This is a genomic window from Myxococcus sp. AM010 (assembly GCF_013372585.1).
GTDB classification, from domain to species: Bacteria; Myxococcota; Myxococcia; order Myxococcales; family Myxococcaceae; genus Myxococcus; species Myxococcus vastator.
The window spans coordinates 21,127-47,990 of the sequence record NZ_JABXEO010000022.1 but is presented as its reverse complement, the minus strand read 5'-3'; the positions used below and the strand labels follow the sequence as shown (position 1 = coordinate 47,990).

General features: G+C 68.1%; 23 protein-coding genes and 1 other RNA gene. 15 read left to right on the top strand and 9 right to left on the bottom strand.

Annotated elements, in window-relative coordinates; genetic code table 11:
• Positions 1–14: 14 nt before the first annotated feature.
• Positions 15–2,831 (bottom strand): carboxypeptidase regulatory-like domain-containing protein, encoded by a 2,817-nt coding sequence (locus HV826_RS13620; protein WP_255207924.1) that lies wholly within the window; start codon positions 2,829–2,831, stop codon positions 15–17.
• 356 nt (positions 2,832–3,187) lie between these two features.
• On the opposite strand from HV826_RS13620, the gene HV826_RS13615 reads away from it, so the two are divergent.
• Positions 3,188–3,643, top strand: a complete 456-nt coding sequence (locus HV826_RS13615; protein ID WP_176417444.1) for a hypothetical protein — start codon at positions 3,188–3,190, stop codon at positions 3,641–3,643.
• A gap of 350 nt (positions 3,644–3,993) precedes the next feature.
• Here the strand turns inward: HV826_RS13615 and HV826_RS13610 are convergent, their stop codons facing one another.
• The 3 genes from HV826_RS13610 to HV826_RS13600 all read right to left on the bottom strand — a co-directional run bounded on the left by HV826_RS13610 (position 3,994) and on the right by HV826_RS13600 (position 8,625).
• Positions 3,994–6,654: a DEAD/DEAH box helicase gene (locus HV826_RS13610; protein ID WP_176417443.1), complete on the bottom strand. Its 2,661-nt coding sequence runs from the start codon at positions 6,652–6,654 to the stop codon at positions 3,994–3,996.
• 339 nt (positions 6,655–6,993) lie between these two features.
• Positions 6,994–7,515, bottom strand: a complete 522-nt coding sequence (locus HV826_RS13605) for a hypothetical protein (RefSeq protein ID WP_176417442.1) — start codon at positions 7,513–7,515, stop codon at positions 6,994–6,996.
• A gap of 327 nt (positions 7,516–7,842) precedes the next feature.
• Positions 7,843–8,625: an AraC family transcriptional regulator gene (locus HV826_RS13600; RefSeq protein ID WP_255207923.1), complete on the bottom strand. Its 783-nt coding sequence runs from the start codon at positions 8,623–8,625 to the stop codon at positions 7,843–7,845.
• A 97-nt stretch (positions 8,626–8,722) separates the two neighbouring features.
• Here HV826_RS13600 and HV826_RS13595 point away from each other — a divergent pair, with 97 nt between their 5' ends.
• Entirely contained in the window at positions 8,723–9,550 is an 828-nt protein-coding gene (locus HV826_RS13595; protein WP_176417441.1) for an NAD(P)-dependent oxidoreductase, read from the top strand.
• 59 nt (positions 9,551–9,609) lie between these two features.
• Here HV826_RS13595 and HV826_RS13590 read toward each other — a convergent pair whose 3' ends face one another.
• Positions 9,610–9,825 carry a hypothetical protein gene (locus HV826_RS13590; RefSeq protein WP_255217203.1) on the bottom strand — a complete coding sequence of 72 codons (216 nt, stop codon included), beginning with the start codon at positions 9,823–9,825 and terminating at the stop codon, positions 9,610–9,612.
• Between the two features lie 239 nt (positions 9,826–10,064).
• Here HV826_RS13590 and HV826_RS13585 point away from each other — a divergent pair, with 239 nt between their 5' ends.
• Positions 10,065–11,279, top strand: a complete 1,215-nt coding sequence (locus tag HV826_RS13585; RefSeq protein WP_176417440.1) for a methyltransferase — start codon at positions 10,065–10,067, stop codon at positions 11,277–11,279.
• A 208-nt stretch (positions 11,280–11,487) separates the two neighbouring features.
• On the opposite strand, the gene HV826_RS13580 is transcribed toward HV826_RS13585, so the two are convergent.
• Positions 11,488–12,000, bottom strand: coding sequence for a nitrilase-related carbon-nitrogen hydrolase (locus HV826_RS13580; RefSeq protein WP_176417439.1), 513 nt, complete (start codon positions 11,998–12,000; stop codon positions 11,488–11,490).
• Positions 12,001–12,014: 14 nt separating this feature from the next.
• On the opposite strand from HV826_RS13580, the gene HV826_RS37155 reads away from it, so the two are divergent.
• Positions 12,015–12,155, top strand: coding sequence for an ATP-binding protein (locus tag HV826_RS37155; RefSeq protein WP_368670916.1), 141 nt, complete (start codon positions 12,015–12,017; stop codon positions 12,153–12,155).
• A gap of 538 nt (positions 12,156–12,693) precedes the next feature.
• Here the strand turns inward: HV826_RS37155 and HV826_RS13575 are convergent.
• The gene (locus tag HV826_RS13575; RefSeq protein WP_176417438.1) at positions 12,694–12,951 is read right to left on the bottom strand and encodes a hypothetical protein; all 258 of its coding nucleotides are present in this window, start codon (positions 12,949–12,951) and stop codon (positions 12,694–12,696) included.
• A 624-nt stretch (positions 12,952–13,575) separates the two neighbouring features.
• On the opposite strand from HV826_RS13575, the gene HV826_RS13570 reads away from it, so the two are divergent.
• From HV826_RS13570 to HV826_RS13535, 8 genes are all read left to right on the top strand, one after another.
• Positions 13,576–13,896, top strand: coding sequence for a helix-turn-helix domain-containing protein (locus tag HV826_RS13570; protein WP_176417437.1), 321 nt, complete (start codon positions 13,576–13,578; stop codon positions 13,894–13,896).
• On the top strand, positions 13,893–14,711 hold the full coding sequence (locus HV826_RS38075) for a recombinase family protein (RefSeq protein ID WP_176417436.1): 819 nt from the start codon (positions 13,893–13,895) through the stop codon (positions 14,709–14,711). The genes HV826_RS13570 and HV826_RS38075 overlap by 4 nt, the downstream gene beginning before the upstream one ends.
• A gap of 229 nt (positions 14,712–14,940) precedes the next feature.
• Positions 14,941–15,345 (top strand): hypothetical protein, encoded by a 405-nt coding sequence (locus tag HV826_RS13560; protein ID WP_176417435.1) that lies wholly within the window; start codon positions 14,941–14,943, stop codon positions 15,343–15,345.
• Positions 15,346–15,430: 85 nt separating this feature from the next.
• Positions 15,431–16,594: a hypothetical protein gene (locus HV826_RS13555; protein ID WP_176417434.1), complete on the top strand. Its 1,164-nt coding sequence runs from the start codon at positions 15,431–15,433 to the stop codon at positions 16,592–16,594.
• Positions 16,595–16,874: 280 nt separating this feature from the next.
• Positions 16,875–17,651, top strand: coding sequence for a hypothetical protein (locus tag HV826_RS13550; protein ID WP_176417433.1), 777 nt, complete (start codon positions 16,875–16,877; stop codon positions 17,649–17,651).
• On the top strand, positions 17,645–18,139 hold the full coding sequence (locus HV826_RS13545; RefSeq protein ID WP_176417432.1) for a hypothetical protein: 495 nt from the start codon (positions 17,645–17,647) through the stop codon (positions 18,137–18,139). Before HV826_RS13550 ends, HV826_RS13545 begins: the two co-directional genes overlap by 7 nt.
• Complete coding sequence (locus HV826_RS13540) at positions 18,084–19,280, top strand: site-specific integrase (RefSeq protein ID WP_176417431.1); 1,197 nt, start codon at positions 18,084–18,086, stop codon at positions 19,278–19,280. The genes HV826_RS13545 and HV826_RS13540 overlap by 56 nt, the downstream gene beginning before the upstream one ends.
• Before the next feature lie 109 nt (positions 19,281–19,389).
• Positions 19,390–20,283, top strand: coding sequence for a site-specific DNA-methyltransferase (locus HV826_RS13535; protein ID WP_217918617.1), 894 nt, complete (start codon positions 19,390–19,392; stop codon positions 20,281–20,283).
• Here the strand turns inward: HV826_RS13535 and HV826_RS13530 are convergent.
• Entirely contained in the window at positions 20,273–21,196 is a 924-nt protein-coding gene (locus HV826_RS13530; RefSeq protein WP_176417430.1) for a ScaI family restriction endonuclease, read from the bottom strand. The genes HV826_RS13535 and HV826_RS13530 overlap by 11 nt on opposite strands.
• A 150-nt stretch (positions 21,197–21,346) precedes the next feature.
• Positions 21,347–21,712, bottom strand: a transfer-messenger RNA (tmRNA) gene (ssrA, locus tag HV826_RS13525).
• Positions 21,713–21,931: 219 nt separating this feature from the next.
• Here ssrA and HV826_RS13520 point away from each other — a divergent pair.
• The 3 genes from HV826_RS13520 (at position 21,932) to HV826_RS13510 (ending at position 26,857) form a co-directional block, all read left to right on the top strand.
• Positions 21,932–23,293 carry a pitrilysin family protein gene (locus HV826_RS13520; protein WP_176417429.1) on the top strand — a complete coding sequence of 454 codons (1,362 nt, stop codon included), beginning with the start codon at positions 21,932–21,934 and terminating at the stop codon, positions 23,291–23,293.
• Positions 23,293–24,900, top strand: a complete 1,608-nt coding sequence (locus HV826_RS13515; RefSeq protein WP_176417428.1) for a pitrilysin family protein — start codon at positions 23,293–23,295, stop codon at positions 24,898–24,900. Before HV826_RS13520 ends, HV826_RS13515 begins: the two co-directional genes overlap by 1 nt.
• A gap of 79 nt (positions 24,901–24,979) precedes the next feature.
• The gene (locus tag HV826_RS13510; RefSeq protein WP_176417427.1) at positions 24,980–26,857 is read left to right on the top strand and encodes an OmpA family protein; all 1,878 of its coding nucleotides are present in this window, start codon (positions 24,980–24,982) and stop codon (positions 26,855–26,857) included.
• The last annotated feature ends 7 nt before the right edge of the window (positions 26,858–26,864 follow it).

Below are 26,864 nucleotides of genomic sequence, written 5' to 3'. Positions count from 1 at the left end.
TGGGCTGCTGCCGGCTACCGAGCCGGGACGCGCAGGACCTCGTCATGCGGCGGCAGGTGGAGCTGCTCGGGAGGCCCTGTCCGTCCTTCGTTGCCATGCCCCCATGAGACCACGGTGCCGTCGGCGAGGAACGACTGGCCGGCGTTGCGCGTGGCGGCAATGCCCACCACGTCCCTCACGCCGGAGGGCGGGGCGAGGGCGCTGTCGCCCCAGGCCACGAGGGTGCCATCCGCCTTCAATGCCAGGACGAAGGAATCACCGCCCGCGATGGCCACGACCTGCGTGAGGTCCGCGGGGACGCTCAGGTCCGAGGGGAGGCCGCCGCCCCACGCCACCACGGTGCCGTCCGCCTGGAGGGCGAAGGCGGCCATGCGCGCCGTGGCCACGCTCACCACGTCGGTGAGCCCCGCCGGAATCGGGTGGAGACCGGCCAGGGAGGGCTCCCCCCAGACAGAGACGTGATTGGAAGGAAGGACCCCCACGCCCCACTGCGCCCCATAGGCGACCGTCTGCTGGGGCAACACGCGCACGGAGGTGGTGGCGTCCCTCCGCCAGGGAACACCGGGCGTCACGACGACGTCGTGCTGGCCCGGAACGACGTGGTGCGCCACCCGCGCCACCACCTGAGTGTCGGACCAGGAGATGAAGTCGGTGACGGCTTCTCCTCCCACCGTGACGGTGAAGGGGCCGCGCGCCGCTCCGAAGCCGGAGCCCGTCAAGGTCAGGTGTCCGCCCTGGACCGCCAGCCTGGGCGCGGAGACCTCGAGCGCGCCCAGCCTCGCCAGGGACAGGCTGACCGGATGGAGCTGGCCCTCGCTCACGTCCAGCTCCGCCACGGCCTGCGCGTAGTTCGCCTTGCTGGCCGCCAAAGTGTGGGGGCCCTGGGGCACGCCCTCCAGGACGAAGTGCCCCTGCGCATCCGTCGTCGCGGTGGCGCCATGGCCGGAGAGCGACACGGTGACGCCCTCGTGGTGACTTTCACCTTCGAGTTGGATGATGCCCGCCACCACGCCGGGCCGACGCTGCAGCGTGATGTTCACCACCGTGTCCTCCTGATACCGCACCACCACGCTGCGCTCCTGAATCTCATAGCCCGGCCAAAAGGCGGACAGCGTGTACGGCCCCACGACGAGGCCACTGAAGGAGAAGCGGCCCTGGGCGTCCGTCAACACGGTGACGTTGCCCGGAAGCAGCGCCACCGAGATGCCCGAGGTGGTGTTGGCGTCCTCCAGCAGGACCACGCCTGAGATGCTCCCGCGGGCGATGGCCAGCGTCAGGCTGACCTGGGCCTGCTCGCCGGCGCGCACCTCCACGGCGCGCTGGGCCGTGGCGAAGCCGTCCTTCTGGGCCTCCAGGGTGTAGGAGCCCGTGGGGATGCCGGTGAGGGAGAACTGGCCCGCGGTGTTCGTGCGCGCGCTGAAGGCCGTCCCCGCCAGGGTGACGTTGATGTCCACCGGCGAGCTCCCGCCCTCGAGCAGGATGACACCGGCCACGTTGCCCCGCTCGCGTGTCAGCGAGAGCGAGACGGTGGCCGTCTGGGCCTCCTGCACCTGAACGGACTGGCTCGCCACGGCGTAGCCGCTCCTCCGCGCCTCCACCGTGTACGTGCCCGAGGCCACGTTGCTGAAGGTGAAGCGGCCCTGGCTGTCCGTGGTCGTGGTGGCCCCCGTTCCCGCCAGCGTGACGCTGATGCCGCCGTGGCTGCTCGCGCCCTCCAGCAGGGCCGAGCCCTCCACGCGGCCCTGGGCCCGCACCAGCGTGAAGGCGACCGTGGCCGCGGCGCCCGTGCGCACCGTGACGGTTTGCTGGGCCACCGCGTACCCCTGCCGCTGGGCGGTCAGGGTGTAGGTGCCCAACGGAAGCCCGGTGAGGGTGAACTGGCCTTGCGCGTTCGTCGTCGTGTTGGCGCCCGTCTGCGTCACGGTGATGGTGACACCCGAAGGGGTGGCGCCGTCCGACAGTTGCACGGTGCCCGCCACGTCCCCGCGCACGAGCGACAACGTCAGGTTGACCTGGCTCGGCTGGTTCGCGCGGACCTCCACGAGCTGTTGCGCGTCCACGTAGCTCTCCCGCCGCACGCGCAGGGTGTACGTGCCCGTCATCACGTTCTGGATGTCGAACTGTCCCTCGGCGTTCGTGGTCGCGGTGAGGGCCGCTTCCACCAGGGTGACGACGGCGCCGGCGTGGTTGCTCGCGCCTTCGAACTGGATGACGCCTGACACGCTGCCCCGCTCGCGTGACAGGGAGAGGTTGACCAGGGTGGAGCCCGTGCCCCGCACCTCCACCGTCTGCCGCGTCTCCAGGTAGCCCGCCTTCTGGAGCGCCAGCGTGTAGGTGCCCTGGGCCAGGTCGGAGAAGGTGAAGATACCCGTCGCGTCCGAGGTCGTGGTGGCGCCCGTCTCCACCAGGGTGACGGTGACGCCCGAGGAATCCAGGACGCCCTCCACTTGGACAGTGCCGAGGATTGAACCCCGTCCACGCCCGAGGTCGAGCCGCACGGAGGCCGTTGCCTCCGCGATGACCGTGACGGACTGCCGGGCCTCCGTGTAGCCGGACCGCCTCGCCACCACGATGTGCGTGCCCGGGGCGACGTTCTCCAGGGCGAAGCGACCGTCAGTCGCCGTGGTGGCGCTCAGCGAGGCGCCTTCCACGGAGACGCTGATGCCCCCGTGGGACGAGGCCCCCTCCAGGATGGCCTGGCCTTCGATGCGCCCGCGCTGCGTCCCCGAATCGGGCTGCGTCCCCGCGTCGGAGGGGGTCGTGGAGGTCGAGGAACAGGCGGAGAGGGCCAGCAGGAGGGCCCAGAGCCAGGAAGGGCGAAGGAGGCGCATGGGGTGTGCCACTCGGTGGAAACAGGAAGGGGACGGACGGCCAAGAAGCCTGACGGTACCTGGATTCTACGATTCCGTGGAATGGAGTGACCGCGGAAGGCGTGTGGGGGACGCGCCCGTCCCGCGAGAGGCCTTCCGCCCTGGCGCGCTCACGCAGTCGTGGGCGCCGTGGAGCCTGGCTACGTCGAAGCTCCGGCGCTTGACGGTGGCGACGCCGGACGCCCCGTAGAGCCACCGGGACCAAGGGCACTTCCAACACATGAACAGTTCAGAACACTCTCCAACCAGACAAACAAGACCCCAGGCAAACCAACTAAACTCCCGATGCCTCGCCAACCCACCCCCAGGAGAGCCTCTTGACAGTCCATGCAATCCTGAAGCACCTTCAACTCAGCGCGACATTTGTCTCGACGGCAATCCTGATTGGCGCCTGTGGGGAACCCCTCGCCGACGAGGAAGAGGATTTGAGTATAAGCAACAACACCGTTACCGCGCTCAACATCTACCCTCCAGCGGCGACCATGTCCTGCAGCAGGTATAGCCAAACCAGCACCTTTAGTTGCTCCGGCAATGCCAGCAATGGCGTGGCACCGTACACCTACCAGTGGCAGGAAGTGGATGACTTCGGTGGCGGCTCGACGAGTACCTACTGGTATAACGGCACGACCAGTCGGAACGGTGAATGCCAGTGGGGGCTCTATACCTATGGAACGTATTACACCAAATACGTCCGGTTCCGCGTCATTGACGCCAACACCTACGTGTCGAACGTGGTGGAGCGGAGGATCAACTGCTGGATTCCGACTGAGTAGTTCGTCCAGCCATTGCTGAGCAATGCCCGGGGACGTGCGCGAGCGTGCTCGGCCCGTCCCAGGCCTGCGCCACTCACGAGCGAACCCTCCCGAAATCCGCACCCATCCAGGTGTCATGGGCCTGGGGAATGGCTCGCAGCGGGAGTGGCCAGGCGGGCGGCCTTGGTAGCACGCCATCCCAGGAGGTCACTCGGCGGATGTTGGGGCCTGGCAAGCTGCCGCCCCCCACGCCACCGTGCCCATCGACAGTTGGGGACAGCGCCGCGAGGAGTTCCGGCTGGCCCACGCGCGGGTGGAGCTGGGGCTGGCTGGACCCCGATGCATGGCGAGCGCCCTGCCCGTGCGCCAGGTCAGCGTCGCCGTCGGCCGCCGCCCAGCCGTCTTCCACTCCTGGGTGCCTTGCCGTGATGCCCTCCACGACTGGGAACGCCGCGCTCCCCGTCCCCCCGCGGGCGTGGACGCTCACGGGTGGCCTCGGCGATCTCGTCCGGCATCCAGGGCCGGTCGAGCAGTTCCTGGAGCTCGAGGAGCGAGCGAGCTTCGAGCACGCCCCGCCGACCCCGGGCCACGCTGAAGCGCCGGGGGCGGTCGAGCAGCGGCAGCTCCTCCTCCACCAGCGTGCGCGCGAGCTTCTCCGGCAGGCGCAGCCGCACCACGCCTCGCGGGGCTCCGTCCGACAGCACCTCCACGTCGTACTCGAGCGGCACCTCCTGCTCGCGCACCTCCACGGCGTCCGGGAGCGCCAGGAGCGCCAGACGCGTCGCGGGCGGCACGAGCGCGTCCAGGTCAAGCCGCAGCGGGCGCGCCTTGAACTCGTCGAGCGTGTCCACCCCCTCCAACTGCGCCGCGTAGAGCGCGGTCAGCTCCGGTACGCCCAGCGGCGCGGTGGTGCCTCCCGAGCGTCGCCACAGCTCGCGCACCTCGGTGATGGCGACCCGGTGACGGTCCACCGCGGGATGGGGTGCCTCGCCCCGCGCCAGCGCCTCGGCGAGCGCGTGCCGGGCGGCCGTGGCGAGCTCCGGCCCCCAGGCGCGCAGCACCTCCACTTCCCGTTCGAGCTCGAAGCCAAAATAATCCCCCCGCGTCTCGAGCACGACCGAGCGGAAGCGCGCGTCGTACACCGGCGCCGCCGAGTGACGGCGGGCGTAGCGGCGCAGCAGGGACTGGGGAAGCTGGGTGCCTTCGATGCCGGCCTGCGAGTCGCCGTTGCGGCCGGCGAAGTAGCGCAGCGTGCCCGCCACCGCGCCCAGGTTGCCGCACACGCTCGTCTTCGACACGCGCGCGACCTCGCCCCAGGCGGTGCGCTCGTCGATGACCAGGTCGAAGGGCATGAAGCGCGCGAGCAGGTCGCAGAAGCGCCGGGAGACGCGCGGGTCCGCGAAGGGCATGCGCGCGGGCAGCGCCAGCCCCACGCTCCGGTACACGCTCGCCATCGCGAGCGCCGCGTCCTCCAGGGCCTTCACCAGCACCCCACGCGCCTCCGCCCAGGCCGCGAGCTTCTCCGCATGGAAGACGTGGCGCGGCAGCCCCTGCGCCTGCCCCACCGTGCCCGCTTCCCGGAAGGCCTCGGCGTAGAGGTTGTACGCCGTCAGATGGTCGCTGCCGGGCACGAGCAGCCCGTCCAGGTTCCGCTCCTCGCGAGTCATCCGGTGCAGCGACTCCACCGAGCTGCACACCGCGAGCACCGGCAGCAGCGCGTCCTCCGCGTTGACGATGAGCTCCGCCCACGGGCGCTCCACGGGCAGGGCCTCCACCGCGCGGCCGTAGTCGGACAGTCGACCGTCCGCGTCCACGATGTTGCGCGCCTGCAGCTTCGCGAGCGCCCGGCGATAGGCCTCGCGGTCCAGCGGCACGGGCAGGTCCAGCGCATCCGCCCGCACGCCCAGGGCCGCGGCGGTGAGCGCGACCCGCTCCGGCTCGCCCGCGAGCTGGAACTCGGGGGCGGTGGGCCGCAGCGAGGCGAAGTGCAGCGGCCGGTCGCTCAGGATGAAGACGCGCCCGCCCTCCACCCGCCCGTGCACGCGCCCCGCCATCTGCAAGAGCTCGTTGTTGCCCAGGTGCACGCGGGTGAGGACGTTGCGGCCGCGCTCCACCAGGTTCGTGAAGCGCATGTCGTCGATGACGACCGTGTCCAACCCTGGCACGTTGAGCGCGCTCTGCCCCGCCGCAGTCATCGCGAGCACGAAGGGCCGGGGCGCAGTGCCCTCCAGGAAGGGGCGGATGGCGCGCAGCGGCTCGCCGCCGTGGTAGTGCGCCGCGTGGAGCTCCGGCGCATGCGCGCGGACGTGGGCCGCAGCCTCCTCCACGCCCGCGCGGGTGGGCAGGAACACGCCCACGCCGCGCCCCTGCTGCTGCACGCCCCGTAGGAAGTCCTCGTCGAGGAAGGACAGCGGCTGACGGCGCTCCATCTCCACCTGGGCCGCCTTTTTCGGGTCGAATGAGGACACCTGGAGCACGTCCGCGCTGTCCAGGTAGCGCGCATAGAAGGCCGGGTCCACGGTGGCGGACAGCCAGATGAAGCGGCAGCCCACGCGCTTGCCCAGGGCCAGACACAGCTCCAGCTCGGCGGAGGTCTGGTGGATTTCATCCACGATGAGCGTGTCCTCGCGCCGGATGGCGCCGCCCTGGAACCAGCGCCGCGCGATGCCGGTGGTGACGATGACCACGTCCGCGAGCGGCGTCTCCGCGGTGGCTTCCCGCTCGCGGTTGACCACCGCCACCCGCAGGGGCCGCCGGCCCACGAGCGCCTCCGCGATAGGGCGGATGGCGAGCGTCTTGCCCGTGCCGGTGCCCGCGACGATGCCGAACCCCTGCCCGCCCCGGGCCAGCTCGAGGAGGCGCTCGCCGTGGTGCTCCACCAGGTACGTGCGCAGCTCCAGCCCGAGCGCCAGCTCGATGGTTTCACATGCGGCGCGCGTGGGCGCGAGGACCACCACCCTCCCGCGCTGGGGCGTGACGGCGGAGGAGGCGTCGGGGCGCGGCGGCAGGTATCGGTCGGTGGGCGTACGCACGAAGACCAGTGATACGCACGGGCGGGTGTCCAGGGGAAGCGATTCGCCCGCGGAAGAACGCCCCCGGGGAGGCAGGCAACCGTGCGAGGCAGGGGGCTTTGTCCGTGGACCCGGTTGGAATGTCGTCCGGTGCCCGTTCTCCGGACGTACTGGTGTCGGAACTGGGGGGTGATTTCTAATGAGAGGTGCGCAGAGCGTCTGGGCCGGCGTGTGCCCCAAGGGGGCAACGCGGCCTCTCCCCCGCCGGAGGCCTCACTCGGGAGGTCCTGTCAGAGGCCCTCCGCGGCCGTCGAGCTCCAGTCCGTAACCGCTCAGCAAGCCATCCATCCTTCCTATGTGCTAGTCGACCAATACGAGGTGGCCGATGGCGAGTGGAACAAGGACGCGAGCCGCGTCGCCTCCGCAGGGTCCCGCCAGCGTGCCTGTGATTTCCAGATCGAGTTCTCCGACGAGAGACCTGCTCGAGTTCTCCGTGATGTCGAGCCGGCCGGTGAGGTGATGCACCGCGGGTTGTTCGGGGTCCGCGCCAAAGCAGGAAATGTGGCCCCAGAGTTTGTTGACGCCCCGCGTGTGCGCTGAACCCGCTTCGAATTGAACACCAGCAGGTGTATGGGGAAACACCGTGGCCACGCCGTCGATCGTATAGGCAGCCGGCCCTGCGCCTTTCACGAATGGAGCCAGCTCAAGGCGAACGCAGAACCTCGATTCGTCATCGGCCACATCTGGGAGCGGGTCGTTCAATCCACACACCTCAATCTCGGCGTGCTCTTCACCGAACTGGAGGCTGACACGCCTTTCATCCTGGAAGGTTGTCCACGTGCATCCACGCCTCACACGGTAGAGGCCGAAGACATCCTTCAACGGTTCTTCGTCTGGCTCTTCGGGACAAGGCGCAGCGCCTTCTCCGCAAGCGACAATCGATAGGGCAAGGGTGAGGGGCAAGAGGCGGTTGAAAGGAGGATGCGTCCTTGCGATGGGCATGGCCCAGCAGGCCTGCAAGAGCGGTGCCCTCTCGCTTCCAAGCTCGTAGGGCGCGGAGGGTTCCGCTGGGTTTCCATCCGTGGACAGATTGTCCATCCGGGCGGCCTTCCGGCTGCCACTTGGGAGTTTGTAATACAGTTCAGCGGCCGCGCCCACCACGTTGGCCGTGTCACCCGATAGCGGGGCTCTTCAGGCGCGAGCCCGGCGTCAACTGATCAGCGGAGCCGCGCGGAGTTCGCCGAGAAACCGCTGCGGCGTCACGCCTGTGAAGGCGCGGAACTCGGCGATGAGATGTGCCTGGTCATAGTAGCCGGCGTCGGTCGCGATGCCCGCCCAGTCGGCATGTTCGTCATCAAGCGCGGCGCGCAGCGCACGATGGAAGCGTGCAAGCCTGGCAAATGCCTTGGGGCTCACGCCAATGGCTTCACGGAACACGCGACGGAGATGCCTCTCGCTCATCCCGATGTCGCCAGCGACGTCGTTCACGGGTGAGCTCGTCAGCCTCGCGGCGGCGCCGAGGGCGAGTTGCGAGCGAGTGCGGCGTCCGGCAGCGAGCGCGAGGCGTTCGGAGATCGCGCACTCCAGGATTGCGGCCGCATCGGCCGTGTCGCGGGTTTCACCGAGCCGCTCGAAGAGCCGCCGGGTTGCGGCGTCGCCCCACAGGTCCCCGAGCGCGACGATGCCCCCGGCAATGGCGGACGCCGGCACGCCGAGCACCGCTTCGTGCGAGCCCAGGTGAAGACGCGCCGTCACGGTGCGCTGCCCGCCACGAATGAGTTTTCGATGCACCTTCTGCCTTCCGCCCATCGCGTGTGCGTCGAGACCACTTCGGGCCGATGGCCCGAACCGAACGACCAGATGGACCTCCGGACGCGGAATCAAGACGCCTGGCACATCACGGTCGCGCTCGTCCACGAACAGCGCGGCTACGGAGGACGCGATGGATGCGCCCGGTTCGATTCGAATGGGGTGAACGGGGGCCGCGTGCATGAGACGACTCTGCCGCGCGCGTGACAGCGCCGCAAGCGCTGGCGCACATGTCCGTTTTCTCCAATCTTCGACGAGTCGCGATGGCTACGTTCCGCCCATGAAAATCCTTGTTACCGGAGCGACTGGAAAGGTTGGAAGCCGACTCACCAAGCGGCTCGCCGAGCGCGGCCACCAGATGCGCGCCCTCGTGAGAGATCCGTCGCGAGCCACCGCCCTGAACGAAGCGCGTGTCGAGCTCGTCCAAGGCGATTTGCTCGATGTAGACTCGCTCTCGGCCGCGGTGCGCGGCGTCGATGCAGTAGTCCACTGCGCCGCTTTCTTCCGCGGCGCCACTCCCGAGCAAGCGCACGCGGTCAATGAACTCGGCACGCAGCACCTCGCAAGCGTCTCCCGTGCAGCGTCCGTGAAGCGCTTCATCTTCACGAGTACCGGCCTGGTCTACGGCTCGAATGGGGGCCACCTCGCCAGCGAGGATGCCCCCTGCGCGCCGACGGTAGCATACCCGATGAGCAAGCTCGCCGCAGAGCGTTTCCTCCTCGATATCGAAGGTCTCGACGTGCGCGTGCTTCGCCTGCCGTTCGTGTACGGCGACGGCGACCCTCACATCGAGGAGGTGATTCCCATGATGCGCGGCTCCCCGCCAGACCAGCGCATGTCGATGCTCCACCACGTAGACGTCGCCCAAGCCGTCGCTCGCTTGCTCGAAGCGACTTCGCCTGCGCATCGCATCTACAACGTCGTCGATGACGAGGCCCCCGAGCTCGCCACGATCTTCACATCAGTGGGCGCGCCGCCGCCTGATGGATCGAACGCTGCGTTCGCGCGCGCGTTTGACGCGCTCCTCGATGGTCGCCGTATCCGCGAAGACCTCGGCTTCAAGCCCAGGTTCCCCCGACTCTCCGACGCGCTCGCCGCAGGCGCATAGAAGCGACGTAAGGACTTGAGTCCACATTACACGATTGATTAAGGGGACAGCTTGAAGTCTCACTCGCCATATACAGACGAGTCTTCGATCGACACCACCCGGACTCCCACCAGATTCGCGGCCTCCACGGCTTGCTTCACGTTCTCCGACACAAGAATGACAAGCGAATCCTCCGCAAGCCGAGACAGCGGAAGCTCCATGGTCCTTGACTCATCGATGCGGAGCTTCGTGAACTTCATCGGCAACCCCTTTGACGCCATCCGCAGCAGAGTCATGCCATGCATCCAGCCTTTGATACATACACACCTTCGCAACCATCGACGAACACTACTGCATCAGGACCTCGAAGGGCAGTCATGATGCATTCTCGCGGACGAGGACTTGTGGAAGGGCCGTGAGGTCGCGGGACCGGGCATTCGAGTTGGAGCTGGACTCCAAGCAGGAGAGGAGGAGGAGGTGAGCGACGGAACATGGCCCCGGCATCCCCAACCGGCGGCGCATAGGATGCGCCGCCATGGACTTCCAGGCGCGACTCGAAGCGATCACACGCCAACTCCGGCCCTGGTCCCCGCTCTGGTCCCGCTCCATCCTCCAGGGCTGGCCAGGGTCCGGCGCCGCCTATCCCGAGGACTGGCTGACCTATGCCCGGTCGCTCGATGACGCGGGCGAGCGGCGGCTGGACCAGGGGGGGCTCGCGGGTGCCCCGCCTCCGGACCTGGCTGCGCTCCTGGACGTCCTCCAGGACCTGACGGCGCTGCCCTGGCACGAGGGCCGTCACGCGCTGACTGTCACGCAGACGCAGGGCCTCAGCGCCAAGAAAACGCACGAGCTCGAGCGGGTGCTCGCCCTGCTCGCGCCGAGAACGCGCCACATCCACCAGGCGGTCGACATCGGCGGCGGCATGGGACATCTCGCCCGCCTCTGCGCGCGGACGTTCGGGTGGACCTTCCACAGCATCGATCGGGACGCCGTGTTGCAGGACAAGGGCCAGCGGTGGCTGACGAGCACCCAGTCCGCCTCCGGGGGCACCCTGCGCTTCATCCAGGCTGTCGTCGAAGACGGGAGCCAACCACAGCTCGATTCGCTCTTCTCCGGCCGGGACCGGGCCTCCATCGGGCTGCACACCTGCGGGCCGCTCGCCCTCACGCACCTCCGCAAGAGCCAGGGGGCGGGCCTCGTCCTGAACATCGGCTGCTGTTACGACAAGCTGGAGATCCCGCGGGACTACCCCGTCTCCCGCGTCGGGAGCGCGCAGCCGCTGCCCTTCACCCCGCATGCCCTGGCGTTGACGACGCGGGGACGGCATCACAAGACGGAGGAGGCGTTCGCGCGGATGAAGCAGGTGTATGCGTGGCGCTTCGCGTTCGACCTTCTCTCCAGGCGGCACTTTCCCGAGCGCGGCTTCGTGAGAGCAGGAGACGCGCCCCGGGCGCTCTATGCCGGACGCTTCGCCATCTACGCGCGGGATCGCCTGGCGCGCCTGGGGCTCGACCCCGGCATGACGGACGCAGCGCTGAATGCCTTCGAGGTGTCCGTGCGCGCCGAGACGCGGGACCTCCTGCTCTGCCATCTGCTGAGGGACCGCTTCGCGAGGGCGCTGGAGGTCGTGCTCCTGCTCGATCGCGCGTTGCTCCTGAAGGAATCGGGCTTCCACGTCGAGTTCCTCCAGCTCTTCGACCCGAGCCTGTCTCCGCGCAACCTCGCGCTCATCGCGTCGCGGAGCGCCTGAGTGGGTTCGGAGGGGTTCGAGGGAGGGAAGCTCCTTGGCGGCCTCATGCAGCGGCGGCGCAAGGGGGCGAATTCAGCGTCCGAGGTGTCCTGCAACCGCCAGCGGCGGAACGCCTCGCTCGGCGACGTCAGCTCGGCCGAGTTCGAGCAGGCTGCCTCACAGGTGCCGCAAGCCGCATCACCCACCTGCCCACGACACCGGGACAAGCTCACCCCTGCGTCCCCTCAACAGGGGCCCAGGTGAGGATTCCGCTCGTCCCCGGCTCGCTCCGCGCGAGCACCCGCCCATCCGACGACACGATGACGGCGGGCCCCGCAAGCGATGCTCGGACCGCGGGCGCGTGCTGCTCCACGGCGCGCAGGATGACCGCGCCCACGGCCTGCTCCCACGCGAAGCGGTTGCCCACCAGGGGCCGGTCGCTGGCGAGCACGGCAATGAGGTCGCCCCCGGCGGCCTGTCCCTTCAAGGACGTGAGGCGGCTGAAGGCCTCGTAGCAGATGAGCGGGATGAGCCGCCGCCCCGCCACGGACAGCAGCGGCGGAGCCTTTCCGGGCGTCAGCGGTTCGCCGCTGCCGCGCAGCCCCAGGAAGACGCGCTCACCCACCGGGACGAGCACCGCCTTGCCCCGGCTCGCCAGGAGGCGTCCCTGCGCGTCGAAGGCGCCCGCCGCGATGAGGTACTGGCCTTCCGTGCGCAGCGTGGGGCCCGCGAGGCTCGCCATCGGAGTGGACCACCATCTTCCCCAACGCCGCGTGCGCCATCGCCCTCATTGACCGCGTCATCCACCACGCGAGCATCATCAGCATCGAGGGCGACAGCTACCGCAGGCGCATGGCCGAGGAGTCGCGCGCGCAGCGCAAGGCCAAGAAGAGCTGAGCGTCCCTGCTACTCACCACTGCCCACCGGCCTCGCTCCGCGCCCCGCAACCGGGGCAGGAGCGAGGCCGTCTTGCATTGGCTCGACTCGATACCCGCGCCTGCCGATGACCCGATTTCCGCGCTCCGCGATGACCGCGTCGATGACCAGAATCCCGCGCTCCGCGATGACCGCCAACAACCCACAACCTCCTCGGACTCTTCCGCGCGACGGCGGCAGCGTAGCGGCCTGCCGCCCCCAGCGGCGGACCGGCATCTCTCGTCCGGCTTCCCGCCCAACCTCCATTACCGCTACACGCTCCTAGAGACGCCAGAGGGGCACATTGCGGGCACATGAAGCCACGCAGGCAAACAAAAAGCCCAGCAACCTCTCGGCTGCTGGGCTTCTCACTCAGTGGAGGCGGCGGGAATCGAAACCGGGCCTCACTCGCGCTTCTTGCCAGTCTCGATGGGAGCTGTGGCAGTTAGACGCTGCGCTGTGTCGCTCTAAGTCGGCCGGTGACGGCAGCGGTACACGTTCGGCAGGGAGCTCCCTGACGCTACCGACCGAGCCGCTTAAAGGCCTTGGCGAGGTCGTCGAGGGCCTTCTGCGCCTTGCGCATGTCATCCCCCTCCAGACGGATGCTGGCACCGCAACCCTTGCAGGTCACCGTCGTGCCGGGAGCTGCGTCCCGCGCTTTGATCTCACGCTTGCGCCCGCAGGAAGGGCACTCGATAGGAAGCGTCAGGTCGAGGTTCCCCGATACGCGAGTCTTGATCATGATCGCACCGCCCGTAGTGGACTGACCGAAGCCCATGCCTCGGTCCCTTCAAAGGAAGTGGCCAAACCGTACTGGCCCCCTCTGACACAATGGGAAAGCCCCCGCTTCCGCTCCAGGACGAGCCAGACATTTTGCATGCGCTACGCGCTCGGCTTTCAAGGACTCCAACCTCGACAAGCTCACCGTACCCCTGAAGTTCTGCGCCGCCTCAAGCGTCGTTGTGGAGAGCTGGCCGGAGGCACAGAGAGGGAAGTAGCCGGGAGCAACGTCCTCGCCACCCAGCTCCCCCCCTTCTCCCAGGTCAGGCTCCCCCGAGGACACCGCCTCGAGAGAGCCGCCCCAGCCTGCTCCACGTCCGCGCCCAGCGGTCGCCGTCCCTGTTTTCAGCCAAGGGTGATTGGGCAGAGTTGGCCTCGGCGACACGGTTCTCCGGAGTGATCCTCGCCGGTTCAGACGCGGACCACACCGGGGCCGGTCGGGACACTGGAAGCGAGGGGAGTCTCCCCACCCGCGCACCCACTCACGCCGGCACTCGCAGCGTTGGGCCCTCTTTCACTAGGCGCGGCTGGCGGTTACGCGAGGCGCTTTTCCTCTGCTGAACGTTAGTTTAGTTCTTCTTCAGAATGTCCCTGAGCGAATCAGGGCAACTGAAGGAGCACCATGGAGAACGAGAAGCTGCTGAGCCGCGCCGGGGCTGCCACGCGCCTGGGCATCCCCGAGTCCACCGTCTACCAGCTCGTGCGTCGGGGGGAGCTGCGTGCCCTGAGGGTGGGGCGCGTCCTGCGCTTCGAGGCGGCAGCGCTGGACGCCTGGAAGCAGGCGCAGTCCACGGCTGCCGAGCCCGCAACGCTTAAGGCGCCGGCCCTCTCCGCTGCGGACGCAGCCGAGCCCGGAGGCCGGCTCCTCCTCGCCCTGCTCGCGGAGATGCGCACCGTCAACAGGCTCCTCACCCGCGTCCTCAACCGCGGCGGCCGGGCGTGAGCGTCTACGGCTACGTCCGGGTGAGTACCGAGGGCCAGGAGGACGGCACCTCTCTCGATGAGCAGCGGGCGCGCATCGAGGCCTTCGCCGTCGCCCGAGGTTGGACGCTCGCGGGCATCCATTCTGACGTTGCCAGTGGGACGACGTTCGAGCGCCCCGCCTTCAAGGCCCTGCAGGAGGCCCTCACCGCAGGCGACACCGTCCTCGTCCTCGCGCTCTCCCGGCTGTCACGCACGCTCACGGACGGCTACCCGCAGGTTCTCGCGTGGCAGCAGCGGGGCATCAGCTTCTTCTCCGTCACGGAGCCCATCGAGACATCGTCCGCGATGGGGCGGCACATGCTGCGCATGGTGTTCGACTTCGCCCAGACGGAGCGAGAGGTCCTGCTCGAGCGCATCGAGGCTGGGCGGCGGCGCAACGCCGAGCGCGGAGGATGGAATGGCGGGCCGACGCCCTACGGCTACCTGCGCCTCATGGAGGGCCCCAACGATTTCGCCGTCGAGGAGGGGGAGGCCTCCGTGGTCCGGCAGCTCTTCAAGCTCTACGCGACGGGCCGCTTCGGGCTCACCCGCCTCAAGCGCGCTGCTGGCTGCCCATTGAGTGAGTCGGCCATCGCGAACGTCCTGAGCAACCCCTTCTACCTGGGGCAGCTGCGCTACGCGGGAACGACGCGGCCCAACGCCCACCCGGCGGTGGTGAGCCGAGCCCTCTTCGCCCAGGTGCAGCGCATCCGGGAGGCGCGGACGCCGAGGTCACCTCGCGCCAAACCCCTTGGAACTCTGGGCGAAGCCTGCCTGACGCATCCGGCACGGTAGAGCGTAGCCAATGGGACGCCCGGCAGGACCGCCGCTGGCGTGGTCCGGAAGGCAACCCGGCTTCGCGACAAAGTCTATGCCAACGGCCGCGACCGCTTGGGGGCCGCTCCAAGTGCCCGTCCTGACTAGAGGCGAGCGAATTAGCCGCGCTCCGGGAGGGGGCTCAACGAGCGCCTTGCAAATAACCATGCGCGCCGGCGCTGGAGCCGGCCGGAAAGGACCATCTCCCATGGCCGGAGTCACCATCCTCACCGCACAGCTCACCTCTGCTGGGCTGCTGCTCGTCCAGTTCACCTGCCGCAGCCGCGGCGCGTCCAACTGGCGCCACCTCCTCGACGCCTTCGAGGAGGCGCTCGGCACCGCCCCGCCGCACCTGAGGCCCAGCGTCTACCGAGTCTCCCCCGGCGCCACGCTCGGTCGCGGCGGCCAGTTGCAGATGCCGCCAATGGCCTTGGCGTATGTCCTCGCGAGATGGAAGCAGTCGCGCTCCGTCCAGCGTGCACTCGGAGCGAATGAGCTCGAGCTTCGAGTCGAAGCGCTCAATCCACAGGCGCTCACCCGGGCGGAGCGACGCCTTGGCGAAGTGTCCCCGCTCCCAGAGGGCGCGGACGGTGGCGAGGAGCACGTCCGGTGAGGCCCTCGCTTATCTATAGGTCCCCCTATCCCGGGTCGTTTGGGTACGGGATAGGGCAAGAGGAGAAGCAGAGGGGAGGCCTCCGATGAAGGACCTCCGCTCTCTGGTATCCGTCTTCCCCGAGGGAGGCACGAACACCTTCACCCTCGACAGGGTTGAGCTGAACCTTTACCCCACCCGAGGCCAACTCAAGGGCCGGCGCCCCCCATACAGCCCGGAGCGGTCCGTCCTCTCCGTCATCTCCTCAAAGCCCCTGACCCACCCGGACAACTGCTGGCGGGTGAGCGTCGAGCGCGGCGGCCTCTCCTGCTTCCTCGCGCTCGGCGCCTTCAGGGGCGGAGATGGCTCTCGGGTGTCCTGTGCGGTGACGGGGAACGTCCTGCGCCGGCTCCGGGTCCGCCTGCGCGCGGAGGACCTCATCTCGTCACGTTCCCCAGCGCCAGGCGCGCGCGGGAAGGAGCCGAACTTCATCCCGCCCGGGGATGTGCTCCCCGGAGTGGATCTGCACCGCCTCTCCGTCGAGGAACTCCTCCTCATCATCGGCGAGGCCCGCGGCCACTACGCGGACCTCCTCCACGAGGTGTTCGGGCTGCGGCTCGACCCGAAGCACGTCGGCGTCTCCATCGCCATGGTGGAACTCAACTGGGACCGCTATTCGGACCTGGCCCAGGCGGCGCCCACGCTCTTCTGGCCTGCGTGGCGGGACGCCTTCTACGGGGCCAGCGTCGGTCGCACCGAGGCCACGGAGCGCCGGGAGATGGACGCCTCTCCGGGCACCGGCGTCTTGAGCGCCCTCGGCGTCCACGGCGGCCGCCCCAAGCTGTACGCGAAGGACCACCGACACCTCCGCTACGAAGTGCAGTTGACGGGTGCGCGGGCAAAGGAACTCCTAGGGCACGCCATCCGCCTCGGCTCCGCCCCGGCCCTCACCGAGGACCTGGAGCGGCTCGCCGGCCCCTTCTACGAGAAGTTGATGCAGGCGCAGGGCAACCTGACCTGCCGGACGATGCTGAAGCTGTCGGAGCTTCTCGGCGGATTCGGCAAGGCGGGGCTGCCCGTCCTCAAGGCCTTCGAGAGCGGCAGCAAGTTCTTCAACGCGGGCGGGCGGCACCGGAAGGCACTGGCCCGCCTCACAGCGCGGGGGTGGGTGCAGCACGAGAGCCGCGGCTTCTACGTGCCGGGGCCGGCCCTCGCCCGCACCCTCCACCTCGCCTCCTACTTCGACCGCCACGCAGGGGAGGCGCCATGACCCCCAGCCCCCCCAGTGGAGTGGAAACCTCAGCCACGTGCGCGCGCCGCGCCATGTCTGGTCGGAACAATCTGCACACCTATTCGCCCCCCCACAGCGCCCCGCTCAAGGCTCGCTCCCGTCCCTCGGGCCGCAAGGCTCGGCCTCACCGCGGGCCCGCGAAGCCAGCTCGCTGCCGCGTAGGCGCACGATTGGGGCTGGAGGTGGCCCGACCTCGCCGCCGCACGGCCGCAATGCGCAGCAGGCCCACGGCGGCCTCCGTTGAGCTTCGGGAGGCGTCATGAACTCGCGCCATGCCATCCCGGACCTCCTCAAGCGCGACGGCGGCATCCTCGTGCGCGTCGACTTCCTCGACGCCGCCGGCTTCCTCGAGCAGCGCGGCATCGAGGTGCCCGTCGCAGACCTCCGCCTCGCCAACCGCACCCTCGCGTACTTCCCCGTTGAGGGCGAGCGGCCGCACGCACTCGCGTACCGCAGCCTGAGGCCGGAGGGGGATGGCTGGGCCCTCCTGCCGGTGGACCCCACCGTGCGGCTCATCCTGCGGCCGTTGCAGACCGACGTGCAGCGCGCGGCCGTCCGGGCATGGAAGCGGGCGGTGCGCCCTGCCGTCAGCGAAGAGCTCGACAGCCTCGTCGCCCGACGCGGCCGAGCACGGCCCGCTCGGACGCGCCGGCCACTCGGGGAGGTGCGGTTCTCGGCAAGCTGGCACGCGCGCTTCGTCGATGGCCGGCTGCGCACCGTGGGCGTCCTCCTGGTGGGAGGGAGGGCCCGACCGGCGTTGCTGTACCGGGCGCTCGACCGCAACAGCTCAGATGCCGCCGACTTCAACCGCATCCTCGCGATGGCCCGCCTACGTCTCGGCTCCCGCGAGACGTTCCGCTACTTCGTGGGCAGCGGCAACGCGACGACGAACGAGTTCAGCCGGCCCTTCGATGCCTTCGGCCCCACGCCGGAGGCCGCAGCCGCCCGGCTGATGCACCGACTCCGCACCTCGCGGGACTACCGCGCCGCGCGCGCTGCCCACGGGGCCACCCCAGAGGTGGGGGAGCCATGGTGACGGACATCCTCGAGGCGGCGTTGAGAGCCGCTCCGGACGATGCAAGCCGGGCTGCCCTCTATCTCAGGATCTTCCCATTCATCGTCGAGGCAGCCGAACAGGGCCTCCTCGACTTCGAACTCACCGTGATGCCGCTGGATACGCAGACGGGAGCGATCTCAACCCCGAGCACGCCGCTGTTGGAAGAAGACGCCGAGCAAGGCCTCACGTTCCGACAGTTCGCAGCGCGCGCGGGAGTCGACCGGCGCACGGTGGGCAAGCACGTCATTGAGGTCGCGCCTGGCCCGGTGCCGCCGGACTTCCCTTCAGGAAAGGTGCCCGGCCGCCGAGTAGGCGGCGTCATTCGCATTTTCATGAGCGACCTCTTGCGAGGTCAGAGAGAGGAGCGTCATGCCGGTACGTCGAGAACGCCTACAGGTCCAGTTCAAGGGAATGCCTACCATCGACAGATCGCTTTGCTTCGTCGTCGGGGACGTTCCTCAAGCTGAGCGTCGCCGCCTCCGCGGCGTCGTCTTCGAGGCCATGGATGACGTCGAGGTAGCGGACAAGCTTGCCACTCTTCATCGGGTGGCGCGAGATGCTGCCCAGCGCGGGGAGGTTCGTCAGTTTCTCGAAGCGCTCGACCGCCGTGATCAGCGCACTGGCGAGGCAAGCCGCACGTTCGCGAACTTCGCGGAGGAGTGGCTCCGTACCTGCGTCACTGGCTCGGACCTGCGCGAGCGGCAAGTGATGAGCGACGAGACAATCCTCGCTCTCCATCTGAACCCCTTCTTCGGAAAGATGCACCTCAACGAGATTGGCGCCCGTCAAATCGACCAGTTCAAGAAGCTCAAGCGCGGGCAGAAGCACCAATACGGGCTGGGCTACTCTGCTCACTCCATCAACAACTTCCTCTCCGTACTGCGGCGAGTCCTCGTAAAGGCGGAAGAGTACAGGCTCGTCGACAGGAACCCCGTCCTGCCCTCCGCGTGGATGAGCCGCGAACGGACACCAGAGGACGGGCGCCCAAGCTGGACACGCGAAGAGGTAGCAAGAGCGGTCACGTGCCTACGCGAGCAATGGAGCGCCTCGGAGCCGTCTCGGTACGTCGCCCTAATGACGCAGATCGTGACCGGTATTCGGTTTAGCGAGCTACGCGCCCTTCAGAAGGACGACCTCGACCTTGCCGCCTCGCTTCTCCTCGTGCGTCGCTCGATGGCCCACCGGGCTGTGAGCACGCCGAAGAACAAGAAGGCGCGAGCCCAGCCGCTCCCCCGCGAGTTTGCGGAGGAGCTGCACCGCTGGCGCCTCTCCACTGAAGGCCAGCTACTCTTCCCAGGGCCTACAGGCGGACCTCTTGCGAACAACACCCTGAACCGCTGGTTCACCCAACTGTGTACGGAAGCGAAGGTCCGCCGCATCTCGAGCCACGGCGCCCGACATACTGCAGGGTCGGACTACGCGGCCTTGGGCGCATCGATGAAGTTCATCGGCAGCCTGCTAGGGCACGCCGACACGCAGGCGACGGAGCGCTACACCCACGTGCAAACGGGGGCTACCGCCCACTTCGTCGACACTCGTTGGGCGAGCTGGAGCAGCCCACAACGCCGTGACGCCACAGAACTCGACGATGTCAGGCCCTGCCCGTAAGTTCCGCCGAATGAAGGCTCTGAGGACCCCGCCGCTGCCCCAAACTCGGCCCGCCAAGCAGGTGCCCACGTCACTTGCTCCGCCGCACCTGCTCCGCGCACCCGAAGAGATGGCAGCGTCCGACTTTGAGGCGCGTTTCAAAAAATACGTTTCTACGCTCACCGACGCTCTAGGTGCGCCCACTTACGCTCAGAACGGCTTCATTCTTTTCAAAGGCGATTGCGTGGACTTGCTCGCTCGATTGAGCCAGTCCACCATTCGGCCAGAGCTGACGGTTACGTCTCCCCCCTACAATATTGGCAAGGAGTATGAGAAGCCGCTTCCGCTCAACGACTACCTTCAATGGTGCTCGCAGTGGCTGAAGGGAATCCATGCTGTCACGGCCGACCAAGGCGCCCTGTGGCTGAACCTTGGATACGTGGATGTCGAAGGCCGAGGGAAGGCGGTGCCACTGCCGTACCTCATGTGGAACCTAAGCCCGTTCTACCTCCGCCAAGAAGTCGTATGGAACTACGGTGCCGGGGTGTCCTCGAAACGCTCGTTCTCTCCCAGAAACGAGAAGTGGCTTTTCTACACGAGGGCCGTGGACTCCTACACGTTTAATCTTGACGATGTCCGCGACCCGGACGTGAAGTATCCGAACCAGAAGAAGAACGGAAAGCTGCGTTGCAATCCGCTTGGTAAGAACCCATCCGACGTCTGGCAGATCGCAAAGGTTACAAGCGGAAAGAACCGCAGTTCGAAAGAGAGGACCTCCCACCCCGCCCAGTTCCCCTTAGCCTTGGTGGACCGAATCGTTCGGGTTTCCTCCAACCCCTGCGACATCGTCATGGACCCTTTTTCCGGTTCAGGGTCAACGGGTATTGCGGCCGTGGGTAGCGGCCGCGTCTTCCTCGGGTTTGAGCTTCGCGAGGACTACTGTCGTCTGGCTATCGAACGCTTCGAGAACTACTCAGCCCTGAGGAAGCGAAACAATAGTCAGCTGAAGATATTCAATCCCTAATCGACGGAGAGGCGAGCAGCAGCGTCGCATCCTGCGCCATCTCCGGAAAGCTCAACGCCGTCACAAGCGCTTTCAGGAAACTTGCATCTGCGTCCGGCATTGCCGACTTCAGCGACTTCCTGAGACCGACACGCGACTGACGAGAGTCGAAGACCATTTCAATTCTTCCGAGGAGTGCCAGCACATCACCGATTGTGCGTAAGCCTCCTTGTTCGAGCGCTTGGCCAGCCTTCGGTCCGACCCCACCGAGGCAGCGCACGGATGCCTCCAGTCGATAGTGTCCGTGCATCGGCACGAGCTTGTGCTCATAAACGTACGGCTTGAGACTCGCCATTTGCCCAGTCGCCGAAGCCTGCGGTTGCCAATCCCTGGCGTCGAGCCAACCTACGCGAATCTGATAGATAGCCTTCTCGAGAAAATTGATCGTGAGGTAGTAGCCACTGCGGTCTTTTCGGCCCGGCGAGTCGATGTCGCCCTGCGCATTTGGTTGAGCGTAGCTGCGGTTCCCAAAGATCTTTCCTCCCTCCTGGCCTGAGACTTTCAACTCGAAGTCGAACAGGCCGGGCCTCGGCGCGGCACCGAGATAGACCAAGTCCTTCTCTCGCCCCTCACCCCGCCGCCACATCTGCAGAAGGCCCAGCTTCTTAGCGAGGAGGGTTTCGAAGAATTCGCCGATGACCTGAGCGGGAAGATCTAGTTCGGCTAGAGGAACGGACAGTTCACCGAGACCAATGGTGGTCTTCCACAGTACCTGCCAGGCTTCGCCAACTGCCCCCAAAAGCTCCTCAGGCCTAGAAAAGAGGGGGTGCTGCTGGATCAGGCCGCGTGTGGTCGCAGTCCAATCTGCACAAGGTGAACCCACAAACAGCGGCTCGACCGCCGCTGAGACGCGTTCTTGGGAGTTGGAAGTCATACAGCCGGATTGTCAGCTGCAGACCAAGGATGTCAAACTTGGGACCGCTCGAAGCCGCCTCGCAACCAGTTCAACCGTTGCGCCAGGGGGCCCCGCCAGGGCACAAAAAAAGGAGGGCGCGATAAGTACGCGCCCTCCTTCGGTTTTCTACAGTGGAGGCGGCGGGAATCGAACCCGCGTCCGAAAGCCGTCCGTTCTTCGACCCTACGTGCGTAGTCCGCGGTTTGCTACGTCCCTGAGGCTCCCACGGACGGGATACTCAGAGCCGGTCCTGGAAAGGTCTCGCCACCTCGGGTCCAGGCGCCCTTGGCAGCCAGCCTGCATTATGACGGCCCATCCCAACCCCACAGGCCGAGAGCGGGGGGACCGCGCACTAAGAGCTGTTTTTAGGCAGCCAGCGCGAGCTCAACGTTGTCGTTGGCTTTTGTGTCTTTGCCGGGTTGGATTTACGAGCTACCAGACAAGCTCGGCACGCGTCTCGAACTTCATTGCCCCCGTCGAAACCAGGTCGCCCCCGGTAGGTTCACTGCACGTCACGCGGCCACTCACCGCGCCCCGTCTTCTTCACATTAACCGCTGCCGAGGGCGCGTCAATCCTCCTGAATGGTCGCGGGCCCACTTGGGCGCACGGACGTGGACACTCGGCCCACAAGCCCATCCCCCACCGAGCCAGCCGTCGTAGGGTCGCCTACCCGCCGGGTCCCGCTTCCTCCGCCCCGGCCACGAGGCACCTGAATGAGACGACTGCTCCCCCTCCTTCTGCTCCTGCTGGGCCCCGCCCTGCCGGCCGCCGCCGCCCCCACCCCGGCGTCGGACGCCTTCCCGTACACCCTCCAGACGGACACCCTGCCCAACGGCCTCACCGTGGTCCGCGTGCCCTACCCGTCCCGCGGCATCATCGCCTACGTCACCGTGGTCCGCGTGGGCTCGCGCAACGAGGTGGAGCCCGGCCGCACCGGCTTCGCCCACTTCTTCGAGCACATGATGTTCAAGGGCACGAAGACACACCCGGAAGGCGAGCGCGAGCGCATCCTCGGGAACTTCGGCTACGACGACAACGCCTTCACCACCGACGACATCACCCTCTACTACTCCTACGGCCCCACCGCCGGCCTGCCCCAGCTCATCGAAATCGAGGCGGACCGCTTCCGGAACCTGGAGTACAGCGAGCCGTCCTTCCAGACGGAGGCGCTCGCCGTGCTAGGCGAGTACCACAAGAACGCCGCCGCCCCCTTCCTCAAGATGGAGGAGGAGCTCAACGCCGCGGCCTTCACCCGCCACACGTACCAACACACCACCATGGGCTTCTACAAGGACATCCAGGCGATGCCCCAGGCCTATGCGTACAGCCGCACCTTCTTCGAGCGCTGGTACACCCCCGACAATACCCTGCTCTTCATCATCGGCGACTTCGACGACGCCCAGGTCATGGAGCAGGTCCGCCAGCACTACGGCCCGTGGAATCGCAAGGCCGCCCAGGTCACCGTCCCCGCCGAGCCGCCCCAGCAGGGGGCTCGCACCGCCCACATCGACTGGCCGCAGCCCACGCAGCCCCGGCTGGTGATTGCGTGGCGCACGCCCGGCGCCGGCACCAGCCCGGAAGACGCCGCCATCCAGACGCTCCTCGTGGACTACCTGGCCGGCCCCACCAGCCCCGCCTACAAGCGGCTGGTGCTGGACAAGCAGCTCGTGGAGTCCATTGGCAGCGACTACGCCGAGCACCGCGACCCGCACCTCTTCACCCTCACCGCCACCCTCAAGGATGAGCGCCACCGCGCCGCCGTGCGCAAGACGCTGCTCCAGGAGGTCAGCCGGCTCGCCGCTGGCCGCGTGGACGCCGCGCGCCTCAAGGCCATCCAGGACCACGCCCGCTACGGCGCGCTCATGGCGCTGGAGACGCCTCGTGACGTGGGCATCCAGCTCGGCTGGTACGCCGGCGTCACGGGCTCGCCCGACGGTTTCCAGCGCCACCTGCAGAGCCTGCCCAGGGTGACGCCCGCGCAGCTGTCCGACTTCACCAAGCGCTACCTCACCGCCAACAAGTTCATCCTGCTCAGCCTCACCCCCAAGACGGACGCCCAGGGAGGGACGAAGTGATGAAGACCCGAGCACTCCTGTCCCTCACCGCCCTGCTGGGGCTCGCCGGCTGCGCCACCACGCCCCAGGCGCCGCCTCCCGCTGAGAAGGCGCCGGCGCCCGCCCAGGCCGCGGCGCCCGAGCCCGCCCCGCCGCCCGCGCGCCCGGAGGCCGTGCCCGCGACGCCGCTGCGCCAGCCCGAGCCCATGGAGCTGGTCGTCCTGGCGCGGCCGGACACCCCCATCGTCTCCTTCCGGCTCGTCTTCCACACCGGCTCCGTGGACGACCCGAAGGGCAAGGAGGGCCTCACCGCCCTCACCGCGCGGCTCATGGCGGAGGGCGGCACGCAGCAGCTCACCTCCTCGCAGCTCCTGGAGGCCCTGTACCCCATGGCCGCGGAGCTGGACGTCTTCGTGGACAAGGATTTCACGACGTTCTCCGGCCGCGTCCACAAGGACTTCCTGGCGCGCTTCCAGGACCTCTTCACCGACGTGCTCCTGGCCCCGCGCCTGGACGCCGCCGAGTTGGAGCGCCTGCGCGCCAACGCCATCAGCGACGTGGAGAACGGCCTGCGCAGCGCCAACGACGAGGCGCTGGGCAAGGTCGCGCTGGACGCGCTCATCTACGAGGGCCACCCCTACGCGCACTTCACCGGCGGCACCGTGCAGGGGCTGAAGGCGATGACGTTGGAGGACGTGAAGGCCCACGCCCAGCGCGTCTTCACGCAGGACAGGCTCGTCATCGGCCTGGCGGGCGCGGTGGATGAAGCGCTCGCGCAGACGCTCCGCTCGCGCCTGTCCGCGCTGCCCGCGAAGGGCGCGCCGCGCGTGGCGCTGCCCGCCGTGCCGACGACGGCCGGCCGCACCGTCATCATCCAGAAGCCCACGCTCTCCACCGCCGTCAGCATGGGCTTCGTCAGCACCATCCGCCGCGGCGACCCGGACTTCTTCCCGGTGGCCTTCGCCATGTCCAACCTGGGCGAGCACCGTCAGTTCATTGGCGTGCTCTTCACCGAGCTGCGCGAGAAGCGCGGCCTCAACTACGGCGACTACGCCTACGCCGAGCACTTCATCGAGTCGCCCGGCACCACATACAACCGCACCAACATCGCGCGCACCCAGCAGGACCTGTCCCTGTGGATTCGGCCGGTGGTGCCCACCCACGGCGTGTTCGCCACGCGCGGCGCGGTGTTCTTCCTGGACCAGATGGTGAAGGAGGGCATCCCCCAGGAGCGCTTCGAGCTGATGCGCGGCTTCCTCCAGGGCTACACCCGCCTGTGGGAACAGACGGACCAGCGCCGGCTGGGCTACGCCATTGACGGGCGCTTCTACGGCACGCCCGACTTCCTGGAGCAGTACCGCCAGGCCATGTCGAAGATGACGCCGAAGTCCGTCCAGGAGGCGCTCCGCCGCCGCGTGCAGCCCGAGGCCCTCAACTTCGCCTTCGTCACCGAGGACGCGGAGGGGCTTGCCCAGGCGCTGCGCTCCGGTGCGCCGTCGCCCATCACCTACGCGTCCCCCAAGCCGGAGGCGCTGCTGACGCAGGACCAGGCCATCTCCTCGTCCAAGCTGCCCCTGCGCCCGGAGGCCATCCAGGTCATCCCCGCGCAGCAGTTCATGGAGAAATAACACCCGGCTGTAATCAACAGTGCCGGGGGGTGGGTCATTTCCTTCCACCCCCCGGAGTCGGGTGCTAAGAGCCTGAAACATGCGAGGCATCAGCTTGCGTGGCTCAGCCACCCGACTCGCCGTCCTGGGCCTGCTGCTGGCCTCGGTGGCTGCGCACGCCGACCACGACCCGTTCGCCCGCGGGTTCGACGCCGTTCCCGTCAAGGCCACCGCGGCCCAGCACAGCGGTATCGCGCTGGAAGGAACGAGCAACGCGCTGCCCGTTGGCAGCTTCCGCGCGGCGCTCCTGTTCGACTTCAACTGGCGCATCCTCTCCCTGAAGCTGGGCGACGAGAAGCTGGGCGACCTGCTGCCCTACCGGCTCGATGCGCACCTGCTGTTCGCCTATCAGCTCCATGAGCGCCTGGAGCTGGCGGTGGACCTGCCCGTCACGCTGCTCCAGGGTGACAACTTCCAGTTGCTGCGTGACGCGCTGGACGCCCCCAACTTCCCGGGCGCCGCGGGCGTGGGCCGCACCACGCTGGGCGACATCCGCCTGCTGCCGCGCGTCCACCTGCTGGACCGGGAGACGTTCCCGGTGGGCGTGTCGCTCGTCGCCGAGGTCCGGCTGCCCACCGGCAGCGCCTCCAGCTTCACCGGCGAGCGCGGCGTGCTCTGGGCGCCTCGCGTCGCGCTGGAGCAGCGGTTCACCTTCCTCCCCGTGCCCGTTCGCGTGCTCGGAAACGTGGGTGTGCGGCTGCGGCCCCATGCGCAGTACCTCAACCTGCTCGTCGATGACGAGCTGACGCTGGGCGCCGGCGCCATCGCCGAGCTGCCCAACATGGGCCGCTTCACGGACGTGGAGGCCGTGGCGGAGATGCACCTGGGCACCCCGCTGGTGCGCCCCTTCAACTTCGACCAGGCCGACACGCTCAAGACGCCGTGGGAGGCGCTGGTGGGCGCCCGCGCGAAGGTCTGGGGCAACTGGGGCATGGAGCTGAACGTCGGCCGCGGCATCAACCTGTCCAGCGGCTACGGCCGCGAGGCCCTGCGGGTGATGTTCGCGGTGCGCTACGACGAGACGTTCGTCGACTCGGACGGAGACGGCGTGCCCGACATCCGCGACCGCTGCCCCAACGAGCCCGAGGACAAGGACGGCTTCCAGGACGGCGACGGCTGCCCCGACCCGGACAACGACGGCGACGGGATTCCGGACGGCGAGGACGGCTGCGCCAACGAGAAGGGCCCCAAGCACACCAAGGGCTGCCCGGACCCGAACCACGACACGGACGGCGACGGCGTCGTCGACGGCGAGGACGCCTGCGTCGACAAGCCGGGCCCCAAGTCCAACAAGGGCTGCCCGGAGGACGAGAACGACGCGGACGGCGACGGAATCCCCGACCCGCTCGACAAGTGCCCGTACCAGCCCGGCCCGAAGGACTACGACGGCTGCCCGGACACCGACGGCGACGAGGTGCCCGACAACGAGGACGACTGCCCCGAGGAGTTCGGCCCGCCGGAGAACAACGGCTGCCCGTTCGACTCACCGCCCTACGTCGTCGTTGAATCGGACCGCATCCGCATCAAGGGCAACGTGCTCTTCGAGACGGGCTCCGCCGTCATCCAGAAGCGCTCCTACCCGCTGCTGGACGAGGTGGCGACGGTGCTGCGGAAGAACCCGACGCTGGGCCCCGTGCTCATCGAAGGCCACACCGACAACCGCGGCTCGCGCGCCCTCAACATGGGCCTGTCCGACCGCCGCGCGAAGTCCGTGCTCGACTACCTGGTGGCCAAGGGCATCGCGCGCAAGCGCCTCAGCTCCAAGGGCTTCGGCTTCAACAACCCGATTGCCACCAACGACACGGCGCTGGGCCGCGCGAAGAACCGGCGCGTCGACTTCCGGCTCGTTCGCTCGGAGGTGGAGACGGAGAAGAAGGAGACCGTCGTCCCGGCCGCGCCCCCAGAAAAGAAGCCCTGAGGCGGAA

Excerpts from the sequence above, each read along its gene's own strand:
- HV826_RS13580 (WP_176417439.1), bottom strand. The coding sequence starts at position 12,000 with ATGGCGAGCCTCGCGGGCCCCACGCTGCGCACGGAAGGCCAGTACCTC.
- HV826_RS13520 (WP_176417429.1), top strand. The coding sequence starts at position 21,932 with ATGAGACGACTGCTCCCCCTCCTTCTGCTCCTGCTGGGCCCCGCCCTG.
- HV826_RS13600 (WP_255207923.1), bottom strand. The coding sequence starts at position 8,625 with ATGCACGCGGCCCCCGTTCACCCCATTCGAATCGAACCGGGCGCATCC.
- HV826_RS13555 (WP_176417434.1), top strand. The coding sequence starts at position 15,431 with ATGAAGGACCTCCGCTCTCTGGTATCCGTCTTCCCCGAGGGAGGCACG.
- HV826_RS13585 (WP_176417440.1), top strand. The coding sequence starts at position 10,065 with ATGGACTTCCAGGCGCGACTCGAAGCGATCACACGCCAACTCCGGCCC.
- HV826_RS13540 (WP_176417431.1), top strand. The coding sequence starts at position 18,084 with ATGCCTACCATCGACAGATCGCTTTGCTTCGTCGTCGGGGACGTTCCT.
- HV826_RS13550 (WP_176417433.1), top strand. The coding sequence starts at position 16,875 with ATGAACTCGCGCCATGCCATCCCGGACCTCCTCAAGCGCGACGGCGGC.
- HV826_RS13595 (WP_176417441.1), top strand. The coding sequence starts at position 8,723 with ATGAAAATCCTTGTTACCGGAGCGACTGGAAAGGTTGGAAGCCGACTC.
- HV826_RS13620 (WP_255207924.1), bottom strand. The coding sequence starts at position 2,831 with ATGCGCCTCCTTCGCCCTTCCTGGCTCTGGGCCCTCCTGCTGGCCCTC.
- HV826_RS13535 (WP_217918617.1), top strand. The coding sequence starts at position 19,390 with ATGGCAGCGTCCGACTTTGAGGCGCGTTTCAAAAAATACGTTTCTACG.
- HV826_RS13515 (WP_176417428.1), top strand. The coding sequence starts at position 23,293 with ATGAAGACCCGAGCACTCCTGTCCCTCACCGCCCTGCTGGGGCTCGCC.
- HV826_RS13560 (WP_176417435.1), top strand. The coding sequence starts at position 14,941 with ATGGCCGGAGTCACCATCCTCACCGCACAGCTCACCTCTGCTGGGCTG.
- HV826_RS13545 (WP_176417432.1), top strand. The coding sequence starts at position 17,645 with ATGGTGACGGACATCCTCGAGGCGGCGTTGAGAGCCGCTCCGGACGAT.
- HV826_RS13575 (WP_176417438.1), bottom strand. The coding sequence starts at position 12,951 with ATGGGCTTCGGTCAGTCCACTACGGGCGGTGCGATCATGATCAAGACT.
- HV826_RS13570 (WP_176417437.1), top strand. The coding sequence starts at position 13,576 with ATGGAGAACGAGAAGCTGCTGAGCCGCGCCGGGGCTGCCACGCGCCTG.
- HV826_RS13510 (WP_176417427.1), top strand. The coding sequence starts at position 24,980 with ATGCGAGGCATCAGCTTGCGTGGCTCAGCCACCCGACTCGCCGTCCTG.
- HV826_RS13530 (WP_176417430.1), bottom strand. The coding sequence starts at position 21,196 with ATGACTTCCAACTCCCAAGAACGCGTCTCAGCGGCGGTCGAGCCGCTG.
- HV826_RS13590 (WP_255217203.1), bottom strand. The coding sequence starts at position 9,825 with ATGACTCTGCTGCGGATGGCGTCAAAGGGGTTGCCGATGAAGTTCACG.